This window comes from Nocardia sp. NPDC001965 (assembly GCF_053594175.1).
The window spans coordinates 22635-40609 of sequence record NZ_JBSFDZ010000041.1 but is presented as its reverse complement, the minus strand read 5'-3'; the positions used below and the strand labels follow the sequence as shown (position 1 = coordinate 40609).

The following is a 17975-nucleotide window of genomic DNA, read 5'->3' as shown; positions in this document are numbered from 1 at the left end:
TTGGCGCCCGTTCTCGCCGTTCTGCCCTCTACCGCTTATCTGCTTACGGCTCGAGTCTCGAGGCCTGAACGGCGAGACTTCAGGGGGCCTCGACCCCGCGCGCGCCAGCGCGCCAAAAACACAGCACCTTTGCGAGAGCTCGCCCGTTACCCACCTTTGCGAGAGCTCGTCCAATTACCCACCCTCGCGAGCGAGTCCACTCTCGCCTCCGCGAGCGAGTCCACCAACAGCACGCGCTGCAGAACCGCGAAAGGGGGAACGCGGCAGACCCATCCACGGAAGCAGTCCGACCGGGGAGACGGAAAGCTTGCGTGGACGGGTGCCCGGCCCCGGCCGCGCTCAGGAACGGCCGGCGCGGATGGCTTCGAAGACCTGCGGATCCACCAGAGTCGAGGTGTCGCCGAGTTCCCGGCCCTCGGCCACATCGCGCAGCAGTCGGCGCATGATCTTGCCGCTGCGGGTTTTGGGGAGTTCGGGTACCACATGGATCTCGCGCGGCCGGGCGATCGGGCTGATCTCGCGGGCCACCTCGGCCTTGAGTTCGTCGACCATCGCGGCGCCGGTATCGGTGGCACCGGCGGTGAGGATCACGAATGCCACGATGCCCTGGCCGGTCGTCTCGTCGGTGGCGCCGACGACCGCCGCCTCCGCGACGCCGGAGTGTCCGACCAGCGCGGATTCCACTTCGGCGGTGGAGATGCGGTGGCCGGACACATTCATCACATCGTCGACCCGGCCCAGCACCCAGAGGTCTCCGTTGACATCGAGTTTCGCGCCGTCGCCGGCGAAGTACCAGCCCTGTTCGCCGAAACGGTCCCAGTAGGTGGCGCGGTAGCGCTCCATATCGCCCCAGATGCCGCGCAGCATCGACGGCCACGGCTGATCCAGCACCAGATAACCGTTGGCCTCGGTCTCGCCGCGGCGCACGGCCTTGCCCTCTTCGTCCACCACCGCAGCCGTGACACCGGGTACCGGGGTCATGGCGGCACCGGGTTTGGTCGCGGTGATCCCGGGCAGCGGGGAGATCATGATGGCGCCGGTCTCGGTTTGCCACCAGGTGTCCACGATCGGGGCGGTGCCGGAGCCGATCACGTCCCGGTACCAGCGCCATGCCTCCGGGTTGATCGGTTCGCCGACCGATCCGAGCACCCGGATACTGGACAGATCGTGCGCGTCGGGGATCTGGCGACCCCATTTCATGAATGTGCGCACCAGCGTCGGCGCGGTGTAGTAGATCGTGACGCCGTATTTCTCGATGATCTGCCAGTGCCGGTGCTCGTCGGGGAAGTTCGGCGTGCCCTCGTAGAGGACCTGGGTGGCGCCGTTGGCCAGCGGGCCGTAGACGATATAGCTGTGCCCGGTCACCCAGCCGACGTCGGCGGTGCACCAGTACACATCGGTTTCGGGTTTGTGGTCGAAGACCACGCGGTGGGTGTAGCTGGTCTGGGTCAGATAACCGCCGCTGGTGTGCAGGATTCCCTTGGGTTTGCCGGTGGTTCCCGAGGTGTAGAGGATGAACAGGGGATGTTCGGCGTCGAAGGCCTGTGCCTCGTGGACGGGATCGGCCTGCGCGACGGTTTCGTGCCACCAGAGGTCGCGGCCCTCGGTCCATTCCACCTCGGTGCCGACGCGGCGTACGACCAGGACGTGTTCCACGCTGGAGGGCACATCGCCCTTCGCGAGCAGCGCCTCGTCGACGGCTTCCTTGAGCGGCGCGGGGTTACCGCGCCGCCACTGGCCGTCGACGGTGATGACCAGGCGGGCTTCGGCGTCGTCGATCCGCTGGCGCAGCGCGGTCGGCGAGAAGCCGGCGAAGACCAGCGAGTGGGGCAGGCCCAGCCGGGCGCAGGCCAGCATCGCGACCACGGTCTCGGGGATCATCGGCATATAGATCGCGACCCGGTCGCCCGCAGTCAGCCCGAGTTCGGTCAGATAGTTGGCGGCCCGGCTCACCTCGGCGAGCAGATCGGAATAGGTGATCGTGCGGGAATCGCCCGGCTCACCCTCCCAGTGCAGTGCGACCTTGTCGCCGCGCCCCGCGAGCACATGGCGGTCCACGCAGTTGTAGGCGACGTTGAGCCGGCCGCCGACGAACCATTTCGCGACGGGAGCATCGGTCCAGTCGAGTACCTGATTCCACCGTTCGTGCCAGTGCAGCCGGTCGGCCTGCTCGGCCCAGAACGCTTCGCGGTCCTGCGCGGCACGCTCGTAGATACCGGCGTCGACATTCGCCGCGGCAGCGAACTCCGCGCTCGGCGGGTAGGCGTCCGGGTGATCGGCGGTTTCGGTCATCTGAGTCACTTCCTTCGCGTTACCTGCACCATAAGGGGCCGACTGTGACCCTAGACTCTCGCTCCGGATGCCCGAGGCGGTCCCGGGACGAATGGTCGCCGGTGCCCGGTGAGCGGCAGCCGCGGGCGGACGAACGGTGGGTCACCGGCGTCCCGGGAGTTCACGAACCCGGCAGGATCGTGCGACGGGGCTTATATTCGGCAGACAACTCTGCGGGGTGCCGAGGCAGCGATCATGACGAGCCGGGAGGGTGTGTGAGGGGATCGTCGTGGGTGTTGCGGGCCGCCGCCCTGGTGGTGGTGCTGGTCGGCGTGACGGTCCTGCCCGCCTGTACGGTGACTCCCGCACTCGGCGAATCCGTCGCGGTCAACGGCTCCGAACCGCAGAATCCGCTGGTGCCGTCGAATACCAACGAGAACGGCGGCGGGCGCATCGTGGACCGGCTGTTCGCCGGGTTGCGCCGGATCGCGGCGGACGGCAGCCTGCACGACGAGGTGGCCGAATCCATCGAGACCACCGATCAGCAGTTCTACCGGATCAGGTTGAAACCCGGTTGGACGTTCTCCGACGGGTCGGCGGTGACGGCGCGGTCCTTCGTCGACGCCTGGAATTACGGTGCCCTGATCACCAACGCGCAGTTGCAGAGCTACACCTACGCGCCCATTGCCGGGTTCGAGGATGTGCAGGCGGATCCGCCCCGTGCGCAGACGATGTCGGGGCTGCGCGTTCTCGACGATCTCACCTTCACGGTGGCGCTGAAAGAGCCGACGATCGACTTCCGGACCCGGCTTGCCTACGCCCCGTTCTATCCACTGCCGCAGGCCGCGTACGCGGATATGGACGAATTCGGCAGATACCCGATCGGCAACGGGCCCTATCGGTTTGCCGGTCCCGATGCCTGGCGCCACGATGTGAAACTGGATCTGGTGCCCAACGAGAGCTACCGGGGTGGGCGTCCGGCTCGGAACAAGGGTCTGACCTTCGTTTTCTACTCGGACTTCGATGCCGCCTACGCCGATCTGCTGGCCGGGAACCTCGATGTGCTGGACACGGTTCCCTCCAGTGCGCTGACCGTGGTCGATGCCGATCTGGGGGAGCGCTCGGTATCGGCGCCGACCGCGCAGAACCAGTGGATCGGCACTCAGCCCGGGCTGCCGCATTTCGGCGGCGAGGAAGGCCGGTTGCGCCGGCACGCCATCTCGATGGCCATCCAGCGGCAGGCCATCGGCGACAAGATATTCCGCGGTACCCGCGCGCCCGCCCGCGACTACACCTCCCCGGTGCTACCGGGATACAACGGCGAGCTGCCGGGTGCGGAGGCGCTGGACTACAACCCCGGCGAGGCGCGGCGGTTGTGGGCGAAAGCCGACGAGATCTCGCCGTGGAGCGGCCGTTTCGAGATCGCCTACAACGCCGACGGCGATCATCAGGCGTGGGTCGACGCGGTCGCCAACAGTATCAAGAACACTCTCGGCATCGAGGCCGTGGGCGCGGCCCTGCCGACGTTCAAACAGCTGCGGGACCAGGTCACCACGCGGACCATCGGAAAAGCGTTCCGGTCCGGGTGGCAGGGCGACTATCCGACCATGCTCCAGTTCCTGGAGCCGGGCTTCCTGAGCAATTCCGAAACCAACGATTTCGACTATCACAACCCCGAATTCGATGCCCTGATAGCGGCCGCCGAGGCCGCTTCGACGGAGGCCGAGTCGTGGGCGCTGGTGGCCCGCGCGCAGACACTGCTGTTGCGCGAGATGCCGACCATCCCCATCTTCGACTATGTGAATTCGGCCGGATACTCCGAACGGGTCCGCGGTGTCACCTTCTCCTGGAACGGTATGGCCGATTTCGAGAACATCGAGCTGATATGACCGTCGCCCGCGACAACTCGCCCCGACCGCAGGAGTGCCCATGGCGTGGTATGTAGTGCGGCGCCTGCTGCAGATGATCCCGGTGTTCTTCGGGGCGACCCTGCTCATCTATTTCCTGATCTACAAGGTCTCCGGCGGTTCGGTCGCCGCCCTGGCCGGCGACCGCACGCTCACACCCGCGCTCGAGGCCCAGCTGAAGGCCCGCTATCACCTCGACCGCTCCTTCCTGGTGCAGTACCTCTACTACCTGAAGGGCATCTTCACCTTCGATCTCGGCACCACCTTCTCCGGTCGGTCGGTGAAAGACGAACTGGCCCGGGCTTTTCCGATCACCATCCGGCTCACGGTCCTGGCCTTGCTGTTCGAGGCCGTGTTCGGTGTCCTGTTCGGCACGCTGGCGGGGTTGCGGAAGGGAAAACTGTTCGACTCCACCATGCTGGTGCTGAGCCTGGTCGTGATCGCGATCCCGGTGTTCGTACTCGGTTTCCTCGCGCAGTACCTGCTGGGCGTCGAATGGGGGATCGCGCCGGTCACCGTCGGCGCCGATGCGAGCTGGGGCCGGTTGGTGGTCCCGGCGCTGGTGCTCGGCGCGCTGTCCTTCGCCTATGTACTACGGCTGACCCGCAATGCCGTAGCCGAGAACCGGGACGCCGACTATGTCCGAACCGCCACCGCCAAGGGCCTGCCGCGGCGGCGGGTGGTCCGGGTACACATACTGCGCAATTCGCTCATCCCGGTGGTCACCTTCCTCGGTGCCGATCTGGGCGCGCTGATGGGCGGGGCGATCGTGACCGAGGGCATTTTCAACATTCCGGGCGTGGGCGGCACCCTCTACCAGGCGGTGGTCCGAGGCGAAGCTCCGACGGTGGTCTCGTTCGTCACGGTCCTGATCGTGGTGTTCCTGCTGGCCAACCTCCTCGTGGACCTGTTGTACGCCGTGCTCGATCCGCGGATTCGCTATACCTGAACAGGAGTGCGGTCATGTCCGATGAGAATCCGGCCCGCCCGGTCAGGCCGGACCGGCGACGCTGGGTCGCCGCGCCCGACGCGGTCACCGTCGAGAGCACCGATCGAGTGCGGGTGGTGGGCGCGCCGAACGGGTTCTGGAGTCAGGCGTGGCACGGGCTACGCCGCAATCCGTTGTTCCTGGTCGCGGTGGCGATCATCGTGCTGGTCCTGGTGGTCGCGGCGTTCCCCGGTCTGTTCACCGATCAGGACCCGCGCTACTGCGTGGTGGACAACAGTCTGCTGCCGCCGAGTTCGGCACACTGGTTCGGTTTCGATCTGCAGGGTTGCGATATCTATGCGCGCACGATCTACGGGGCGCGCGCCTCGGTCCTCACCGGAGTCGGTGCGGCCGCGCTGTTCGTCCTGATCGGTGCCACGCTGGGTGCGCTTGCCGGGTACTACGGTGGGTTGCTCGACTCGGTGATCTCCCGGATCTCCGAGATCGTCTACGCCGTCCCGCTGATGCTCGCCGCCATCGTGCTCATGCAGTTGTCGACCACCCGTACGGTCTGGCTGGTGATCATCACGCTCGCCGGCTTCACCTGGCCGCAGGCGGCGCGGATCGCCCGGGGCGCGGTGATCGCCGCGAAGAGCAGCGAATACGTATTGGCGGCACGAGCGTTGGGTGTATCTCGATCCGGGATCCTGATCCGGCACGTCCTGCCCAATTCGCTGGGCCCGGTGATCGTGGTGACCGCCATCTGGCTGGGCGTCTTCATCGTCACCGAGGCGACACTGTCGTTTCTGGGTGTCGGCCTCCCCCCGACCGAGGTTTCCTGGGGCGCCGATATCGCGACCGGCCAGCAGCAGTTGCGAGGTGGTTCACTGATCCTCTTCTACCCGGCCACGGCGCTGGCGCTGACGGTCCTCGGCTTCATCATGCTCGGCGACGCCCTGGGCGATGCCCTGGATCCGAAAGGCCGGGCGTCGAGGTGAAGAAGTTCGCCGGGTCGAACCAGGGAGCGGAAATGAGCGACGAGACCGAACGCCCGCTGCTGCGGATCCGCGATCTGCGGATCGCGTTCGGGTCGGGGGAGAAACAGGTGGACGCCGTGCGCGGTGTGGACCTGACGGTGTATCCGGGGGAGACGGTCGCGATCGTCGGCGAGAGCGGGTCCGGGAAATCGACCACCGCGCACGCGGTCATCGGTCTGCTGGCACGGGCCGGACGGATCGTCGGCGGCAGTATCGAATTCGACGGAACAGAATTGTCGGGCGCGCCCGAATCGCGACTGGTCGAACTTCGTGGCACCAGAATCGGTTTCGTACCGCAAGATCCGATGTCGAACCTCGATCCGGTCCACAAGATCGGCTTCCAGATCCGGGAGACTCTGGCGGCCAACGGTATCGCCCGGGGCCGCGCCGCTCGGGAACAGGCGGTGGAACTCCTGCACGCGGCGGGCATCCCCGACCCCGAGCAGCGGCTCGATCAATACCCGCACGAACTGTCCGGCGGTCTGCGGCAGCGCGCGCTGATCGCGATGGCACTGTCGGGCCGGCCGGATCTGCTGATCGCCGACGAGCCCACCTCCGCCCTCGATGTCACCGTGCAGCGCCGGATCCTGGATCACATCGACAGTCTCACCGCGGGATTCGGGACCGCGATGCTGCTCATCACCCACGATCTCGGGTTGGCCGCCGAGCGGGCCGAACATCTGGTGGTGATGTACCGCGGCCGGATCGTCGAGTCGGGTCCGGCCTTGGAGCTGCTGCGTGACCCGCGGCACGAATACACCCGGAAACTGGTCGAATCGGCGCCCTCCCTGACGGCTGCCCGGCGTCCCGCACGTGCCCGCGGACTCGACGACGCGGCTCCCGTGCTGGTGGCCGACCGGCTCACCAAGCGGTATCGGATCCGCGGCTCGGTGCCGTGGCGGCCCGGGGAAGCCGTTGCCGTCGACGATGTCTCGTTCACGCTGCATCGCGGCCGGACCACCGCGCTGGTCGGTGAATCCGGCTCCGGGAAGTCCACGGTCGCGCAGCTCGTCCTCGGGTTGCTCGAACCCAGCTCCGGCTCGGTGGCCTTCGACGGCGCGGATATCGGCGGGCTGCGCGGTCGCGAACAGATTCGGTTCCGCCGCCGGGTACAGCCGATTTTCCAGAACCCCTACGCATCGCTCGATCCGATGTACTCGATCCACCGGTGTATCGACGAGCCGTTGCGAACCCACGGCCTCGGCACCCGTGCCGAGCGTGCTGTCCGGGTCCGTGAGCTCCTGGACCAGGTTGCACTACCCGGCAGTGTGCTGTCCCGTTACCCCGACGAACTCTCCGGCGGCCAGCGGCAACGGGTCGCCATCGCGCGTGCGCTGGCCCTGGAACCGGAACTGTTGATCTGCGACGAAGCCGTATCGGCCCTGGACGTGCTGGTCCAGCAGAACATCCTCGATCTGCTCACTCGACTCCAGGAAGAGCTGGGCCTCACCTATCTGTTCATCACGCACGATCTGGCGGTGGTGGGCCGGCTCGCCGACGAGGTCCTGGTGATGCACCGGGGCCGTATCGTCGAGGCCGCGCCCACCGGGGAGATCTTCGACTCACCGCGCGAGGAGTACACCCGCCGTTTGCTCGACGCCATCCCCGGCCGCGATCTGCTGGCCGGCTGAGCACCGGCTCCGGTCGGCCCGGACGGGGCGCCGGTCTGCGTTCGCCGCGGGGCCAGCGCTCGTCCCACGGCTCGGCGCCGGTAGCGTGCTGATCCGTGACCGATCCGCTCGCGCCGCTCATCGAACTGCCCGGGGTCCGGGCTGCCGCCGACAAGGCCCGGGATGCGCTGGCCGAGGTCCACCGGCACCGGGCGAACCGCCGGGGCTGGGCCACCACTGCCGCCGAGGCGTCGGTGCGGGCCGCGCGGTCCTCGGCTGCGCTGGAAGGTGGAAGCACCGAGTTACCCGCCGACGGTGCGATCGCCGACCCGATCCTGGCCGGCGCTTTGCGGGTGGGCCAGGCGCTCGACGGTGACGCGCTGCGGAATCTGGTCGGGATCTGGGACCGCGCGCCGCTACAGGCCCTGGCCCGGCTGCATCTGCTGGCAGCCGCCGACCTCGTCGACGACGAGAACGAACTGGGCCGCCCCCGTGCCGACGGGGGCGTCGCCCGGCGCCTCGACGTCCTGGCGCAGACGCTGCTCACCACTTCCGCGCCCGCGCCGGTTACGGCCGCCGTGGTGCACGGTGAACTGCTGACCCTGAAACCGTTCGGTTCCGCGGACGGAGTGGTCGCGCGGGCCGCGTCCCGGTTGGTGACGGTGTCCAGCGGGCTGGATCCCCGGTCGCTCGGTGTACCCGAGGTCTTCTGGCTCCGGCGGCGGCAGGCTTACCTCGATGCCGCGGCCGGGTTCGGATCCGGGACGGCGGAGGGGGTGGGCGGCTGGGTGCTGTTCTGCTGCGGGGCCCTCGAGGACGGAGCCCGGGAAGCGACCTCGATCGCGGACGCCGCCGCGGGCTGAGAACGCCTCGGATCGATCCGTTCGAGCGCACCCCGTGGCGACCGTCATCGAACGGTGCCCGGACGTCAAAGCGGGCGGCGTGGTCATCAGACCTCACCGCCCGCGAGCACGGACTACCCGGTTACCATGCGTGCTGGTTTGGGTTGTGTTCTCCGGCCTCGGCGTTCCTCCGGGCTCCGCAGCAGCTCATCCCCGCAGCTATGCGAGGCCATCGCCGGCAACGGACCGGATTTCGCAGGCCCACAACGCTTCTGCCCTTGTCGCGGCGAGCTCCGCGTGGGTGCCTGGAGTCCGTGCTGGGAAGGGTGGGTCGGGAGACTGAGCCTTCTCTTCCGGCTCCGCCTTGGCCTTCCTTCCTTCCGTGTCTCCATTTTTACACTGTGACTGCACTCACATCAAGGGTTGGCGCAAGTTCGTTGAACAAATGGAAATCGAGCACATCGGTCGGAGGCTTATGCTATAAGTCCAGCTCGAGCGGGTGGTCACCGTCTCCTCAGCAACCGATAGGTGACCGCGCCCGCGATGAGCGCGCTGATACCGACCGCGAGTCCCGTCGCCACCGTTTTCGACGGTGCCTGAAACCGTGACCACAGCGAGACCGGGTTGGAGAAGCTCAGAACGGGCCATCCCCGGCTCGCCGCCTCGCGGCGCAGCGCGCGGTCGGGATTGACCGCGGTGGGGTGCCCGACCGCGGTCAGCATCGGCAGATCGGTGACCGAATCGGAATACGCGTAACAGCGGGCGAGGTCGTAACCCTCTGTCGCGGCGAGCTTCTCGATGGCGGTGACCTTGCCCTCGCCGTAACAGTAGAAATCGACCGCACCGGTGTACTTCCCGTCCACGACCTCCATCCGGGTCGCCGCGGTGTGGGTGGCACCCAGCGCCTCGGCGATCGGAGCCACCACCTCCTCACCGGAGGCCGAGACGATGACCACGTCGTGGCCGCGGATGCGATGGTCGGCGATGAGATCGACGGCTTCCGCATAGATCAGCGGGTCCACCAGCTCGTGCAGGGTGTCCGCCACGATCGACTGGATCTGGGCGACGTCCCAGCCCGCACACATATCGGTCAGATGCGCACGCATGCGCTCCATCTGATCGTGATCGGCCCCGGAGAGCAGGAACATGAAATGGGCATAGCTGCTCTCGAGGACGGTTCGCCGATTGATCAGACCCTGGTCGAAGAACGGCTTGCTGAACACGAAGGTGCTCGATCTGGCGATCACCGTCTTGTCCAGATCGAAGAACGCCGCGATACGGCCGTTCTCGCCGTGCCGATCGCCGGGAGAGGGTGTCGTTTTGCCGGAGCCCGTCACCGCTCCAGGATAGGCATCGACGCGTGGCGTGTCGTGCTGACTGTCCGCTTGCGCATGTTCTGACCTGTGGTTTTCGGAGTCCCTCCGATATGAGGGTGACCTGCGGAACTTCTTCGTCGTCGGGCTTGCGTTCCGGTCGGTGCTTGGGTGTAGTATTGCTGGCACCTGGACATGTTCCAGGCGTGTTCAGCCCGACCCCCCGGGGCTGAACCCCGACGGCCCCAGCCTCCTCCCCCCCCGGCTGGGGCCGTCCTCTATTCAACGGGCGGTCTCCTGTTCAAGGGGCGGTCTCCGGGTAGTTCGAAAAGTTCTCCACAGCCCGTGAGTTGTCCACAATCGCCACAGTCGTCCGCTGCGCCGGGCTCGACCGGGCCACGCTGAGTCCATGGATCACGACGCGACGACCACCACCGTGGAGCCACCCGCGGTGCTGGTCCTCATCCGAGACGATCGGCTACGCGAAGAGGTGCGCCGGGTCGCCGCGGCGGCCGGTCGGCGGATCGCCGAGAGCGAGGCCCCGGTCGGCCGGCACCCCTGGTCCTCGGCTCCGCTGGTGGTACTCGATACCGAGGCCGCGGTGGCGTGTTCGACCGTATCGCCGCCGCGGCGCGGCGGAGTGGTCACGGTTACCGACGGCGAACCCGAACTGGTGGATTGGCAGGCGGCGGCGGTGATCGGGGCAGAACAGGTGATCGCCCTGCCGGGTGCCGCCGTCGGGCTCATCGAGAAATTCGCCGAGTACGGCCAACCGCACGCCGACGGCGGAGTGGTGGTCGCCGTCGCGGGGGCCGGCGCCGGCGCCGGGGCCTCGGTCCTCGCCGCTGCCACAGCGCTGCGTTCGGCGGCTGCGGGGTTCCGTCCGCATACGGTCCTGATCGACGCCGCACCGCACGGCGGCGGGCTCGACCTGCTCCTCGGTATCGAGGCCACACCCGGTTTGCGATGGCCGGATCTGGTCGTGGACGACGGCCGGGTCGCCGCGGCCGAACTGCACAATGCGCTCCCGGTCGCGGGCGTCGGTCTGTCGGTGCTGTCCTGCGGCCGGGGCACGGGGCGGACCGGCCCTATCGGAGCGGCCGCCGTACGCGCCGTGGTCGAGGCTGCCCGGGGCGCAGGCGATCTCGTCGTCTGCGATATCTCCAGTGAGCGTGGCCCGCATACGGACGGGATTCTCGATGCCGCCGATCTCGTGGTGCTGGTCGTGCCCGCCCGGTTGCGCGCAGTAGCGGCAGCCGGGGCGGCCGCGGAATGGATAGTGCGGCGCAACCCGAATCGCGGCCTGGTGGTGCGTGGCCCCGCACCCGGAAATCTGCGTGGCCGCGATATCGCCGCGGTACTCGACCTCCCGCTGCTGGCGGCGGTCCGGGCACAACCCGGGCTGGCCGCGCGGCTCGAGCGCGGCGGTATGCGGCTGCGGCGCGGTCCACTGCGGGCCGCTTGTGATGCGGTGCTGGCGGTACTGAGCCCACCTGACCGGCGGAGCGTCGGATGAGCACCGCTGCCGAACCGGCCGGCGTGGTCACCACCGAGCTGCTGGAGCGGGTCCGTGAACGACTGGCCGGAGATTCCGCCGAACCCGAGCCTGCTCGCGTCGCGGCAGCTATCCGTGCCGAGGCGGGTGGGATGCTGGGGGATACGGATCTGCTGCGCGCTCTGCGACTGTTGCAGACCGAACTCACCGGCGCCGGGGTGCTCGAACCGCTGCTGCACGACCCGGCGGTGGCCGATGTTCTGGTCACCGCTCCCGACGCAGTGTGGATCGATCGAGGCCGGGGTGTCGAGCGCACCGCCACGACCTTTCCGGACGAGGCCGCCGTCCGCCGGCTGGCACAGCGACTCGCGCTGTCGGCGGGCCGCCGACTCGACGATGCGCAACCATGGGTCGACGGGCAGCTGTCCGGCCGGGAACTACTGCTGGGACAGAACTTCGGCGTGCGGTTGCATGCTGTGCTGGCGCCGGTGGCGCGGGCCGGAACCTGCCTGTCCCTGCGGATCCTGCGTCCGGCGACTCAAGGCCTGGACGCACTCGTCGGCGCCGGGGCGGTGCCACCGGACGCGGAAACCCTGCTCCGGCAGATCATCCGCGCTCGGCTCGCGTTTCTGGTGGTCGGCGGAACCGGAGCTGGGAAGACCACATTGCTCTCCGCGCTGCTCGCCGAGGTGGGACAGGGCGAACGCATCATCTGTGTCGAGGATGCGGCCGAACTCGCGCCGCCACATCCACATGTGGTCCGGTTGGTGGCGCGGCCGCCGAATATCGAAGGGGCGGGGGAGATCACGCTGCGCGATCTCGTACGGCAGGCGTTGCGCATGCGGCCGGACCGCTTGGTGGTCGGCGAGGTCCGCGGTGCCGAAGTCGTCGACCTGCTGACCGCGTTGAACACCGGACACGACGGCGGCGCGGGAACCGTCCACGCCAACTCGCCACGAGAGGTCGTGGCCCGGCTCGAGGCGCTGGCGGGCCTGGGCGGAATGGGCCGATCGGCACTGCACAGCCAATTGGCCGCGGCCGTCCAAGTGGTACTGCACGTACGGCGTCGTGCCGACGGGTTCCGCTATCTCGGGGAGATCGGGGTGGTACAGCGGGATGCGGGCGGTCATGTGGAGATCGGCCCCGCCTGGCGGGTGGCCGGTCCCGCGCCCGCCGCCGGGGCTCTCCGCGCAGTCCTCGCGGAACGGTTGGGCTGATGTTCGATGGAGAAGGCCCCGGGCCTGCCGTGGCGGCCCTCGGGCTCGCAATCCCGGCGTTGCTGCTCATCCCGGTTTGCCGGGGCAGGCGGCGATTCGGAAAAGTGTTCGAAACCTCCGCGCCGCAATGCTTTCCGGTGCGGTGGGTACTGTTCGCCGCCGTCGGCATCGGGTGTGTCGCGGCGCTGATTCTGGGCAGCGGCAGCCTCATGGCCGCACTACTCGTCGGGGGCACCGTATCGGTGCGGATGCGCAGATCCCGCCGGGCACGCCTACATCGCACCGAATGCGCATATCTGCTGGACGGTCTCGAATCCGTCGTCGCCGAATTGCGGGTCGGTGCACATCCGAGCGCCGCGGCGGCCGTCGCGGCCCGGGAGACGGACGGAATCGCGGCGGCAGCGTTCGCGATCGGGTCGGCGCGCAGCCGGCTGGGTGGGTCGGGTGCCGAAGGTCTGCTCCGTCCGGGCACGGTGATCGCCGCCGAGCTCGGTCGCGTCGCGGACGCCTGGCGGGTCGCCGAACAGCACGGCCTCGCGCTCGCCGAACTGCTGTCGTCGGCGCGAGCCGATCTCGGATCGCGGATCAGATTCCGGAGTCGCACCGACGCTTCGCTGGCCGGAGCCCGTGCGACCGCCACGATCCTGGCGGTTCTACCGCTGCTCGGTGTCGGGCTCGGGCAGTTGATGGGCGCACATCCCGTCCATGTGCTGTTCGTATCCACGGCCGGGAGCTATCTGTTGCCGCTCGGCACCGGCCTGGTCTGCGCCGGGTTGCTCTGGGCGGATGAGATCACCCGGCGGGTGGTTCCGCAATGAATCCATCCGTGGGTGCCGAGTTCTCCCTGCCGCGCTCGCCGGCGACCGGCGGGAGCACCTCCACAGACTTCCGGAAGAAGGAGCAATGACAGCTCGAGTATGTGCGTTCGTCCTGATCTCGGCCGTCGTTCTGCTGGTACCGGCCCCGGTTCCAGCAGTGCTGCGCCTGACCGCCGGCGCTGCTCACCGCGACGTACAGACCGGAAAAGTCGATACGACCTCCGACCCGATCGCGGTCGCCACACTCTTCGATCTGCTCGGTGCCTGTCTGCGTGCCGGGCTGCCGACGGCTGCCGCGCTTCGTGCGGTCGTCCCGGCCGCGCCCGAATCCTTGGCGAATCGGTTGGTGCGAGTCGCGGATCTACTCGCGTTGGGAGCCGACGCGGTCGTGGCCTGGGCTCCGGCCGAGTCCGGAACGCCCGGTGCCGCGGAATTCGATTCACTCGCGAGATTGGCCCGGCGTTCGGCCCGGTCGGGCGCATCGCTGGCCGCGGCCGTCGGAGAACTCGCCGACGAGCGGCGTACTCAGGTCGAAGAGGCGGCGACCGCGCGAGCCGAGCGGGCCGGTGTGCTGATCGCCGGCCCGCTCGGTCTGTGCTTTCTACCGGCGTTCATCTGCCTGGGGATCGTGCCGGTGATCGTCGGCCTGGCCGGCGGAGTGCTCGGCGGCGTCGCACTGTGAGCGTCGTGCCGGGGGTGGATACCGAGACGTACTCGTGCGGATCGGCTGTACGAGGCGAGAAGAATGGAGGGTCGGGTGCTGATGAATCTGGCGACTACCCGGTCGGTTCGGGAGCAGCTGCGGGCGGTACGAGGACGGGTGAACGCCCGCCTCATGGGAGTTGTATCGGGGGATGCGGGGATGAGTACGGTCGAATACGCGATCGGAACCATTGCCGCTGCTGCCTTCGGCGCGGTGCTCTACACCGTGGTGACCGGCGAGAGTATTCCCGACGCGCTGACCGGGATCATCGAGAAGGCGCTCAACACGAACGTCTGACGCACACCGATCCGGCCCGCGGCCCGACCGCCACCGGAAACGGGTGGCTGGGGGCAGTCCGGCGGGTGGGTGCCGGTGAGACCGGGTCGGTAACCGTCGAGGCCGCGATCGCGCTCGGTGCGATCGCCGTGACCGCTGCCCTGTGCGTGGGGGCAGTTTTCGCGGCGGTCACCCAGGTGCGCTGTGTGGACGCCGCACGCGAGGCGGCGCGGCTGGCCGCCCGCGGCGATCGGGCCGTGGCGGTCGACGCCGCGCGCCGGGTCGCACCGGATGGGGCCGAGATCTCGTTGCGTGACGAGGGCGATCGGGTGATCGCCCTCGTATCGTCCGATACCCCGCTGTTACCGCTGCTCGAACTCCGGGCCGAGGCGGTCGCCGTGAAAGAGCCGGATTCGCTGCCATGAGCCATGGGATGTGGCCCACGGTGGCCCGATCCGTCCGGCATCTCCGTCACCGAAAACGGCTCCGGCGGGGAGATGACGGTTCGGCGACTGTCACCGCATGCCTGGCCGTGGTGGCCCTGATCGTCATGACCACACTCGTCGTCCAGTTCGGTGCCGTGATCGTGACGCGCCACCGTGCGCAGGCGGCGGCAGACCTCGCCGCGCTGGCTGCCGCTGGTGAACTGTGGAACGGCGCGGAGGCCGGATGTGCCGCCGCCGAATCACTGATTCGCCGGACCGGGTCGGGGGTCGTGCGGTGCGAGATAGCCGGTTGGGATGTCGTGATCTCGATCGAGAAAAAAGTACCGTTGAGTCCGTTCGGGGCGACGAGTATACGAGTGGTTGCGCGAGCCGGGCCGGTCGGAGAAGCGACGTGATCGCGCTTTGCCGACTTTTGTTAACGACGAATACTGCATTCAGTTAGCGACGGCAATTAATGGCCCGTTACTCGAATTGGTCATATGTTCCGGAATTGATACGAAAGCGCCTTCTGTAGCTACCGACCGGTCTTATGGCAACAATTCAGTTAATATGATGCTTATCCTCTTAATTCGGACGGCTGGGCGGCGTAAGGTGTCCGCTCCGGATCACTCAGCAACGTTCTGACCACTGGCGATGGTCATAGCCGAGGGGTATCGAATGGTAGGAGTGGCCGACTCGGCGAGAATCGCCGTCAACAAGCGAATGGCGCCGGCTTTGTCGAGCGGATCGTTGCCGTTCCCGCACTTGGGTGACTGCACACAGGAGGGGCATCCGCTACGGCAGGCGCACGCCTCGACCGCATCGAGAGTGGCCCGCAGCCAGTGTCGCAGCATCGTGAACCCGCGTTCGGCGAACCCGGCCCCGCCGGGCTGTCCGTCGTAGACGAACACCGTGGGCAGGCCGGTATCAGGATGCTGAGCTGTGGAAACGCCGCCGATATCCCACCGGTCGCAGGTCGCCACCAGCGGCAGCAGCCCGATCGCCGCGTGCTCGGCGGCATGCAACGCGCCCGGGACCGCGGCGGCATCGATCCCGGCGCGACTCAGTAGTTCGGGTGTCACGGTGTAGAGGACCGCCGTCGTCGGCAGGGTCTGCTCGGGCAGATCGAGTTCGACCAGGTCGAGCACTTCGCCGGTCGCCAGGGTGCGCAGGTAACCCACGACCCGGCTGCGCACCGTGACCTCCGCGAAAGCGGTCGTGACCTGCCCGAAAGACCTGATCTCCCGGACCGCTTCCAAGGTGAGGGAAGTGATCCGGCGGGCGCTGGTGGTCCAGCCCGGCGTGTCGGCGCGGACGAATGCGACGCCACCTTCGAGGTCGAGTTCCTCGACCAGGTAGCTCTCGCCCTGGTGTAGATGGATGGCGCCCTCGTGCAGGGTGGCCGGAGCGCGCCCGGCGTCGGCCGTACCCAGTAGCCGGCCGGTCTCGGCGACCACGATCGAGACCTGGGAGCCGATCCCGCCCCGGACGTCGACGTCGTCGTGTGGTGATTCAGCGGCCGTGTAGAACCAGCGTCCGGCGCCTTCGGCTCCGCGTCGTCGAAGATGTCCCTGACCTGCCAGTTCGGTAAGTACCCGGCGGGCGCCCAGGGCTTCGGCCTCTGCGTCGCCGATGGGCAGTTCCATGGCCGCGCAGAGCAATTGCGGGCCGAGTACATAGGGGTTCGCGGGATCGATGATGCTGGCTTCCACCGGCCGGTTCAGCAGGGCTTCTGGATGGTGCACCAGATAGGTGTCGAGCGGGTCGTCGCGCGCTACCAGCAGGGCCAATGCTCCCTGCGTACGCCGTCCGGCGCGGCCGATCTGCTGCCGGAACGAGGCGACCGTTCCGGGGAATCCGGCCAGTACCACCGCGTCCAGCCCAGCGATATCCACCCCGAGTTCCAGGGCGTTCGTGGTGGCAGCGGCGAGCAATGACCCGTCCGAGAGCCCGGCCTCCAGCGCGCGCCGGTCCTCCGGCAGGTATCCGCCGCGGTAGGCGGCGACGCGTTCGGCGAGTTCGGGGTCGATTTCGGCCAGCCGCTGCCGGGTGTGCACGGCGATCAGTTCGGCCGCCCGCCGGGACCGGGCGAATGTCAGGGTGCGCGCGCCTTCCACCACCAGATCGGCGGTGATCCGGGCTGCCTCGGTGGTGGCGCCGAGGCGGACAGGTGCCCCGTTCTCCCCGGTCACGGCAGTGAGCAGGGGTGGCTCCCAGAACGCGACGGTGCGCGGGCCGCGCGGCGATCCGTCCTCGGTCACCGCGACACAGTCGGCGCCGACCAGCCGGGAAGCCGCCGCCGCCGGATCGGCCGCGGTCGCGGAGCAGAGTACGAATACCGGGTCGGCGCCGTAATGGGCGGCGAGCCGGCGCAACCGGCGTAGTACCAGCGCCACATGTGAACCGAACAATCCCCGATAGGCGTGGCATTCGTCGACGACCACGTAGCGGAGCCGGCGAAAAAAGCGTGACCAGCGGTGATGTGACCGCAACAGGCTCAGGTGCAGCATATCGGGATTGGTGAACAGCCAGCGCGCCTCGGACCGCACCCACTGCCGGATCTCGGTGGGGGTGTCTCCGTCGTAGGAAGCGACCGCAATATCGCGCAGGGCTCCGTGCCGGGTTATCGCACCCATCATGCGGAGCTGATCGGCACCCAATGCCTTGGTGGGAGCGAGATACAACGCCGTGGCGCGCGGATCGTCGTGCAAGGCGGTGAGCACCGGTAGCTGATAGCCCAGCGATTTTCCGGAGGCGGTTCCGGTGGCGACCACCACGTGCTGTCCGCGATGGGCGTGGTCGGCCGTGGCCGCCTGATGGCTCCACGGCAGCTCGATCCCCTCGGTACGCAGTGCGTTCACCGCGGCGGGCGCCGCCCAGGCCGGCCATTCTGTCGTCTCGGCCGGGCGGCCCGGGATCTCGCTGATATGGGTCAGACGCGAATCGGTGGCCGGAACGCCGTCGAGGACACGATTCAGCAACGATCGCCCATAGGACTGATCGGGCCGGATCTCGCGAGTCATGCGTAACTGCCTTCCGGGTCTCCGAACGGTGTGAAACACCGCTGTCCGCTCCGTGCTACCTGCGGGTTCGATACCCAATAGCGATCTGGGTCACAGCTGGGTACTCGGTC

Annotated in this window: 15 protein-coding genes; 12 read left to right on the top strand and 3 right to left on the bottom strand. The window is 68.1% G+C overall.

The features are described 5' to 3' along the window. Positions 1-339: 339 nt before the first annotated feature. Positions 340-2292, bottom strand: coding sequence for an acetate--CoA ligase (gene acs, locus ACWCPQ_RS30815; RefSeq protein WP_449905412.1), 1953 nt, complete (start codon positions 2290-2292; stop codon positions 340-342). Positions 2293-2546: 254 nt separating this feature from the next. Between acs and ACWCPQ_RS30810 the strand changes: the two genes are divergently transcribed. The 5 genes from ACWCPQ_RS30810 to ACWCPQ_RS30790 all read left to right on the top strand — a co-directional run bounded on the left by ACWCPQ_RS30810 (position 2547) and on the right by ACWCPQ_RS30790 (position 8616). Continuing rightward, a complete protein-coding gene (locus ACWCPQ_RS30810) occupies positions 2547-4160 on the top strand; it encodes a peptide ABC transporter substrate-binding protein (protein ID WP_449905410.1) in 1614 nt (537 codons plus the stop codon). A gap of 40 nt (positions 4161-4200) precedes the next feature. Continuing rightward, positions 4201-5127, top strand: coding sequence for an ABC transporter permease (locus tag ACWCPQ_RS30805; RefSeq protein ID WP_449905408.1), 927 nt, complete (start codon positions 4201-4203; stop codon positions 5125-5127). 14 nt (positions 5128-5141) lie between these two features. After that, positions 5142-6104: an ABC transporter permease gene (locus ACWCPQ_RS30800; RefSeq protein ID WP_449905406.1), complete on the top strand. Its 963-nt coding sequence runs from the start codon at positions 5142-5144 to the stop codon at positions 6102-6104. Positions 6105-6136: 32 nt separating this feature from the next. Next, positions 6137-7774, top strand: a complete 1638-nt coding sequence (locus ACWCPQ_RS30795; RefSeq protein WP_449905404.1) for a dipeptide ABC transporter ATP-binding protein — start codon at positions 6137-6139, stop codon at positions 7772-7774. 95 nt (positions 7775-7869) lie between these two features. Then, positions 7870-8616: an oxidoreductase gene (locus tag ACWCPQ_RS30790; protein WP_449905402.1), complete on the top strand. Its 747-nt coding sequence runs from the start codon at positions 7870-7872 to the stop codon at positions 8614-8616. A gap of 482 nt (positions 8617-9098) precedes the next feature. On the opposite strand, the gene ACWCPQ_RS30785 is transcribed toward ACWCPQ_RS30790, so the two are convergent. Then, positions 9099-9932 (bottom strand): HAD family hydrolase, encoded by an 834-nt coding sequence (locus ACWCPQ_RS30785; protein WP_449905400.1) that lies wholly within the window; start codon positions 9930-9932, stop codon positions 9099-9101. A 385-nt stretch (positions 9933-10317) separates the two neighbouring features. On the opposite strand from ACWCPQ_RS30785, the gene ssd reads away from it, so the two are divergent. The 7 genes from ssd to ACWCPQ_RS30750 all read left to right on the top strand — a co-directional run bounded on the left by ssd (position 10318) and on the right by ACWCPQ_RS30750 (position 15258). Further along, a complete protein-coding gene (gene ssd, locus ACWCPQ_RS30780) occupies positions 10318-11424 on the top strand; it encodes a septum site-determining protein Ssd (protein WP_449905398.1) in 1107 nt (368 codons plus the stop codon). Continuing rightward, positions 11421-12620 carry a TadA family conjugal transfer-associated ATPase gene (locus ACWCPQ_RS30775; RefSeq protein ID WP_449905396.1) on the top strand — a complete coding sequence of 400 codons (1200 nt, stop codon included), beginning with the start codon at positions 11421-11423 and terminating at the stop codon, positions 12618-12620. The genes ssd and ACWCPQ_RS30775 overlap by 4 nt, the downstream gene beginning before the upstream one ends. Further along, positions 12620-13438, top strand: coding sequence for a type II secretion system F family protein (locus tag ACWCPQ_RS30770; protein ID WP_449905394.1), 819 nt, complete (start codon positions 12620-12622; stop codon positions 13436-13438). The genes ACWCPQ_RS30775 and ACWCPQ_RS30770 overlap by 1 nt, the downstream gene beginning before the upstream one ends. Before the next feature lie 85 nt (positions 13439-13523). Continuing rightward, a complete protein-coding gene (locus tag ACWCPQ_RS30765) occupies positions 13524-14120 on the top strand; it encodes a type II secretion system F family protein (protein WP_449905392.1) in 597 nt (198 codons plus the stop codon). 153 nt (positions 14121-14273) lie between these two features. Then, positions 14274-14438: a DUF4244 domain-containing protein gene (locus ACWCPQ_RS30760; protein WP_449905424.1), complete on the top strand. Its 165-nt coding sequence runs from the start codon at positions 14274-14276 to the stop codon at positions 14436-14438. A 65-nt stretch (positions 14439-14503) separates the two neighbouring features. Further along, complete coding sequence (locus ACWCPQ_RS30755; protein WP_449905390.1) at positions 14504-14842, top strand: TadE family type IV pilus minor pilin; 339 nt, start codon at positions 14504-14506, stop codon at positions 14840-14842. A gap of 20 nt (positions 14843-14862) precedes the next feature. Beyond that, positions 14863-15258 carry an Rv3654c family TadE-like protein gene (locus ACWCPQ_RS30750; RefSeq protein WP_449905422.1) on the top strand — a complete coding sequence of 132 codons (396 nt, stop codon included), beginning with the start codon at positions 14863-14865 and terminating at the stop codon, positions 15256-15258. 210 nt (positions 15259-15468) lie between these two features. Here the strand turns inward: ACWCPQ_RS30750 and ACWCPQ_RS30745 are convergent, their stop codons facing one another. Further along, a complete protein-coding gene (locus ACWCPQ_RS30745) occupies positions 15469-17865 on the bottom strand; it encodes a DEAD/DEAH box helicase (RefSeq protein ID WP_449905388.1) in 2397 nt (798 codons plus the stop codon). Positions 17866-17975 lie beyond the last annotated feature (110 nt).

What these genes read in the sequence shown, in the direction of transcription:
- acs (WP_449905412.1), bottom strand. Translation starts at nt 2,292, where the DNA reads ATGACCGAAACCGCCGATCACCCGGACGCCTACCCGCCGAGCGCGGAG.
- ACWCPQ_RS30805 (WP_449905408.1), top strand. Translation starts at nt 4,201, where the DNA reads ATGGCGTGGTATGTAGTGCGGCGCCTGCTGCAGATGATCCCGGTGTTC.
- ACWCPQ_RS30800 (WP_449905406.1), top strand. Translation starts at nt 5,142, where the DNA reads ATGTCCGATGAGAATCCGGCCCGCCCGGTCAGGCCGGACCGGCGACGC.
- ACWCPQ_RS30795 (WP_449905404.1), top strand. Translation starts at nt 6,137, where the DNA reads ATGAGCGACGAGACCGAACGCCCGCTGCTGCGGATCCGCGATCTGCGG.
- ssd (WP_449905398.1), top strand. Translation starts at nt 10,318, where the DNA reads ATGGATCACGACGCGACGACCACCACCGTGGAGCCACCCGCGGTGCTG.
- ACWCPQ_RS30775 (WP_449905396.1), top strand. Translation starts at nt 11,421, where the DNA reads ATGAGCACCGCTGCCGAACCGGCCGGCGTGGTCACCACCGAGCTGCTG.
- ACWCPQ_RS30770 (WP_449905394.1), top strand. Translation starts at nt 12,620, where the DNA reads ATGTTCGATGGAGAAGGCCCCGGGCCTGCCGTGGCGGCCCTCGGGCTC.
- ACWCPQ_RS30765 (WP_449905392.1), top strand. Translation starts at nt 13,524, where the DNA reads ATGACAGCTCGAGTATGTGCGTTCGTCCTGATCTCGGCCGTCGTTCTG.
- ACWCPQ_RS30760 (WP_449905424.1), top strand. Translation starts at nt 14,274, where the DNA reads ATGGGAGTTGTATCGGGGGATGCGGGGATGAGTACGGTCGAATACGCG.
- ACWCPQ_RS30745 (WP_449905388.1), bottom strand. Translation starts at nt 17,865, where the DNA reads ATGACTCGCGAGATCCGGCCCGATCAGTCCTATGGGCGATCGTTGCTG.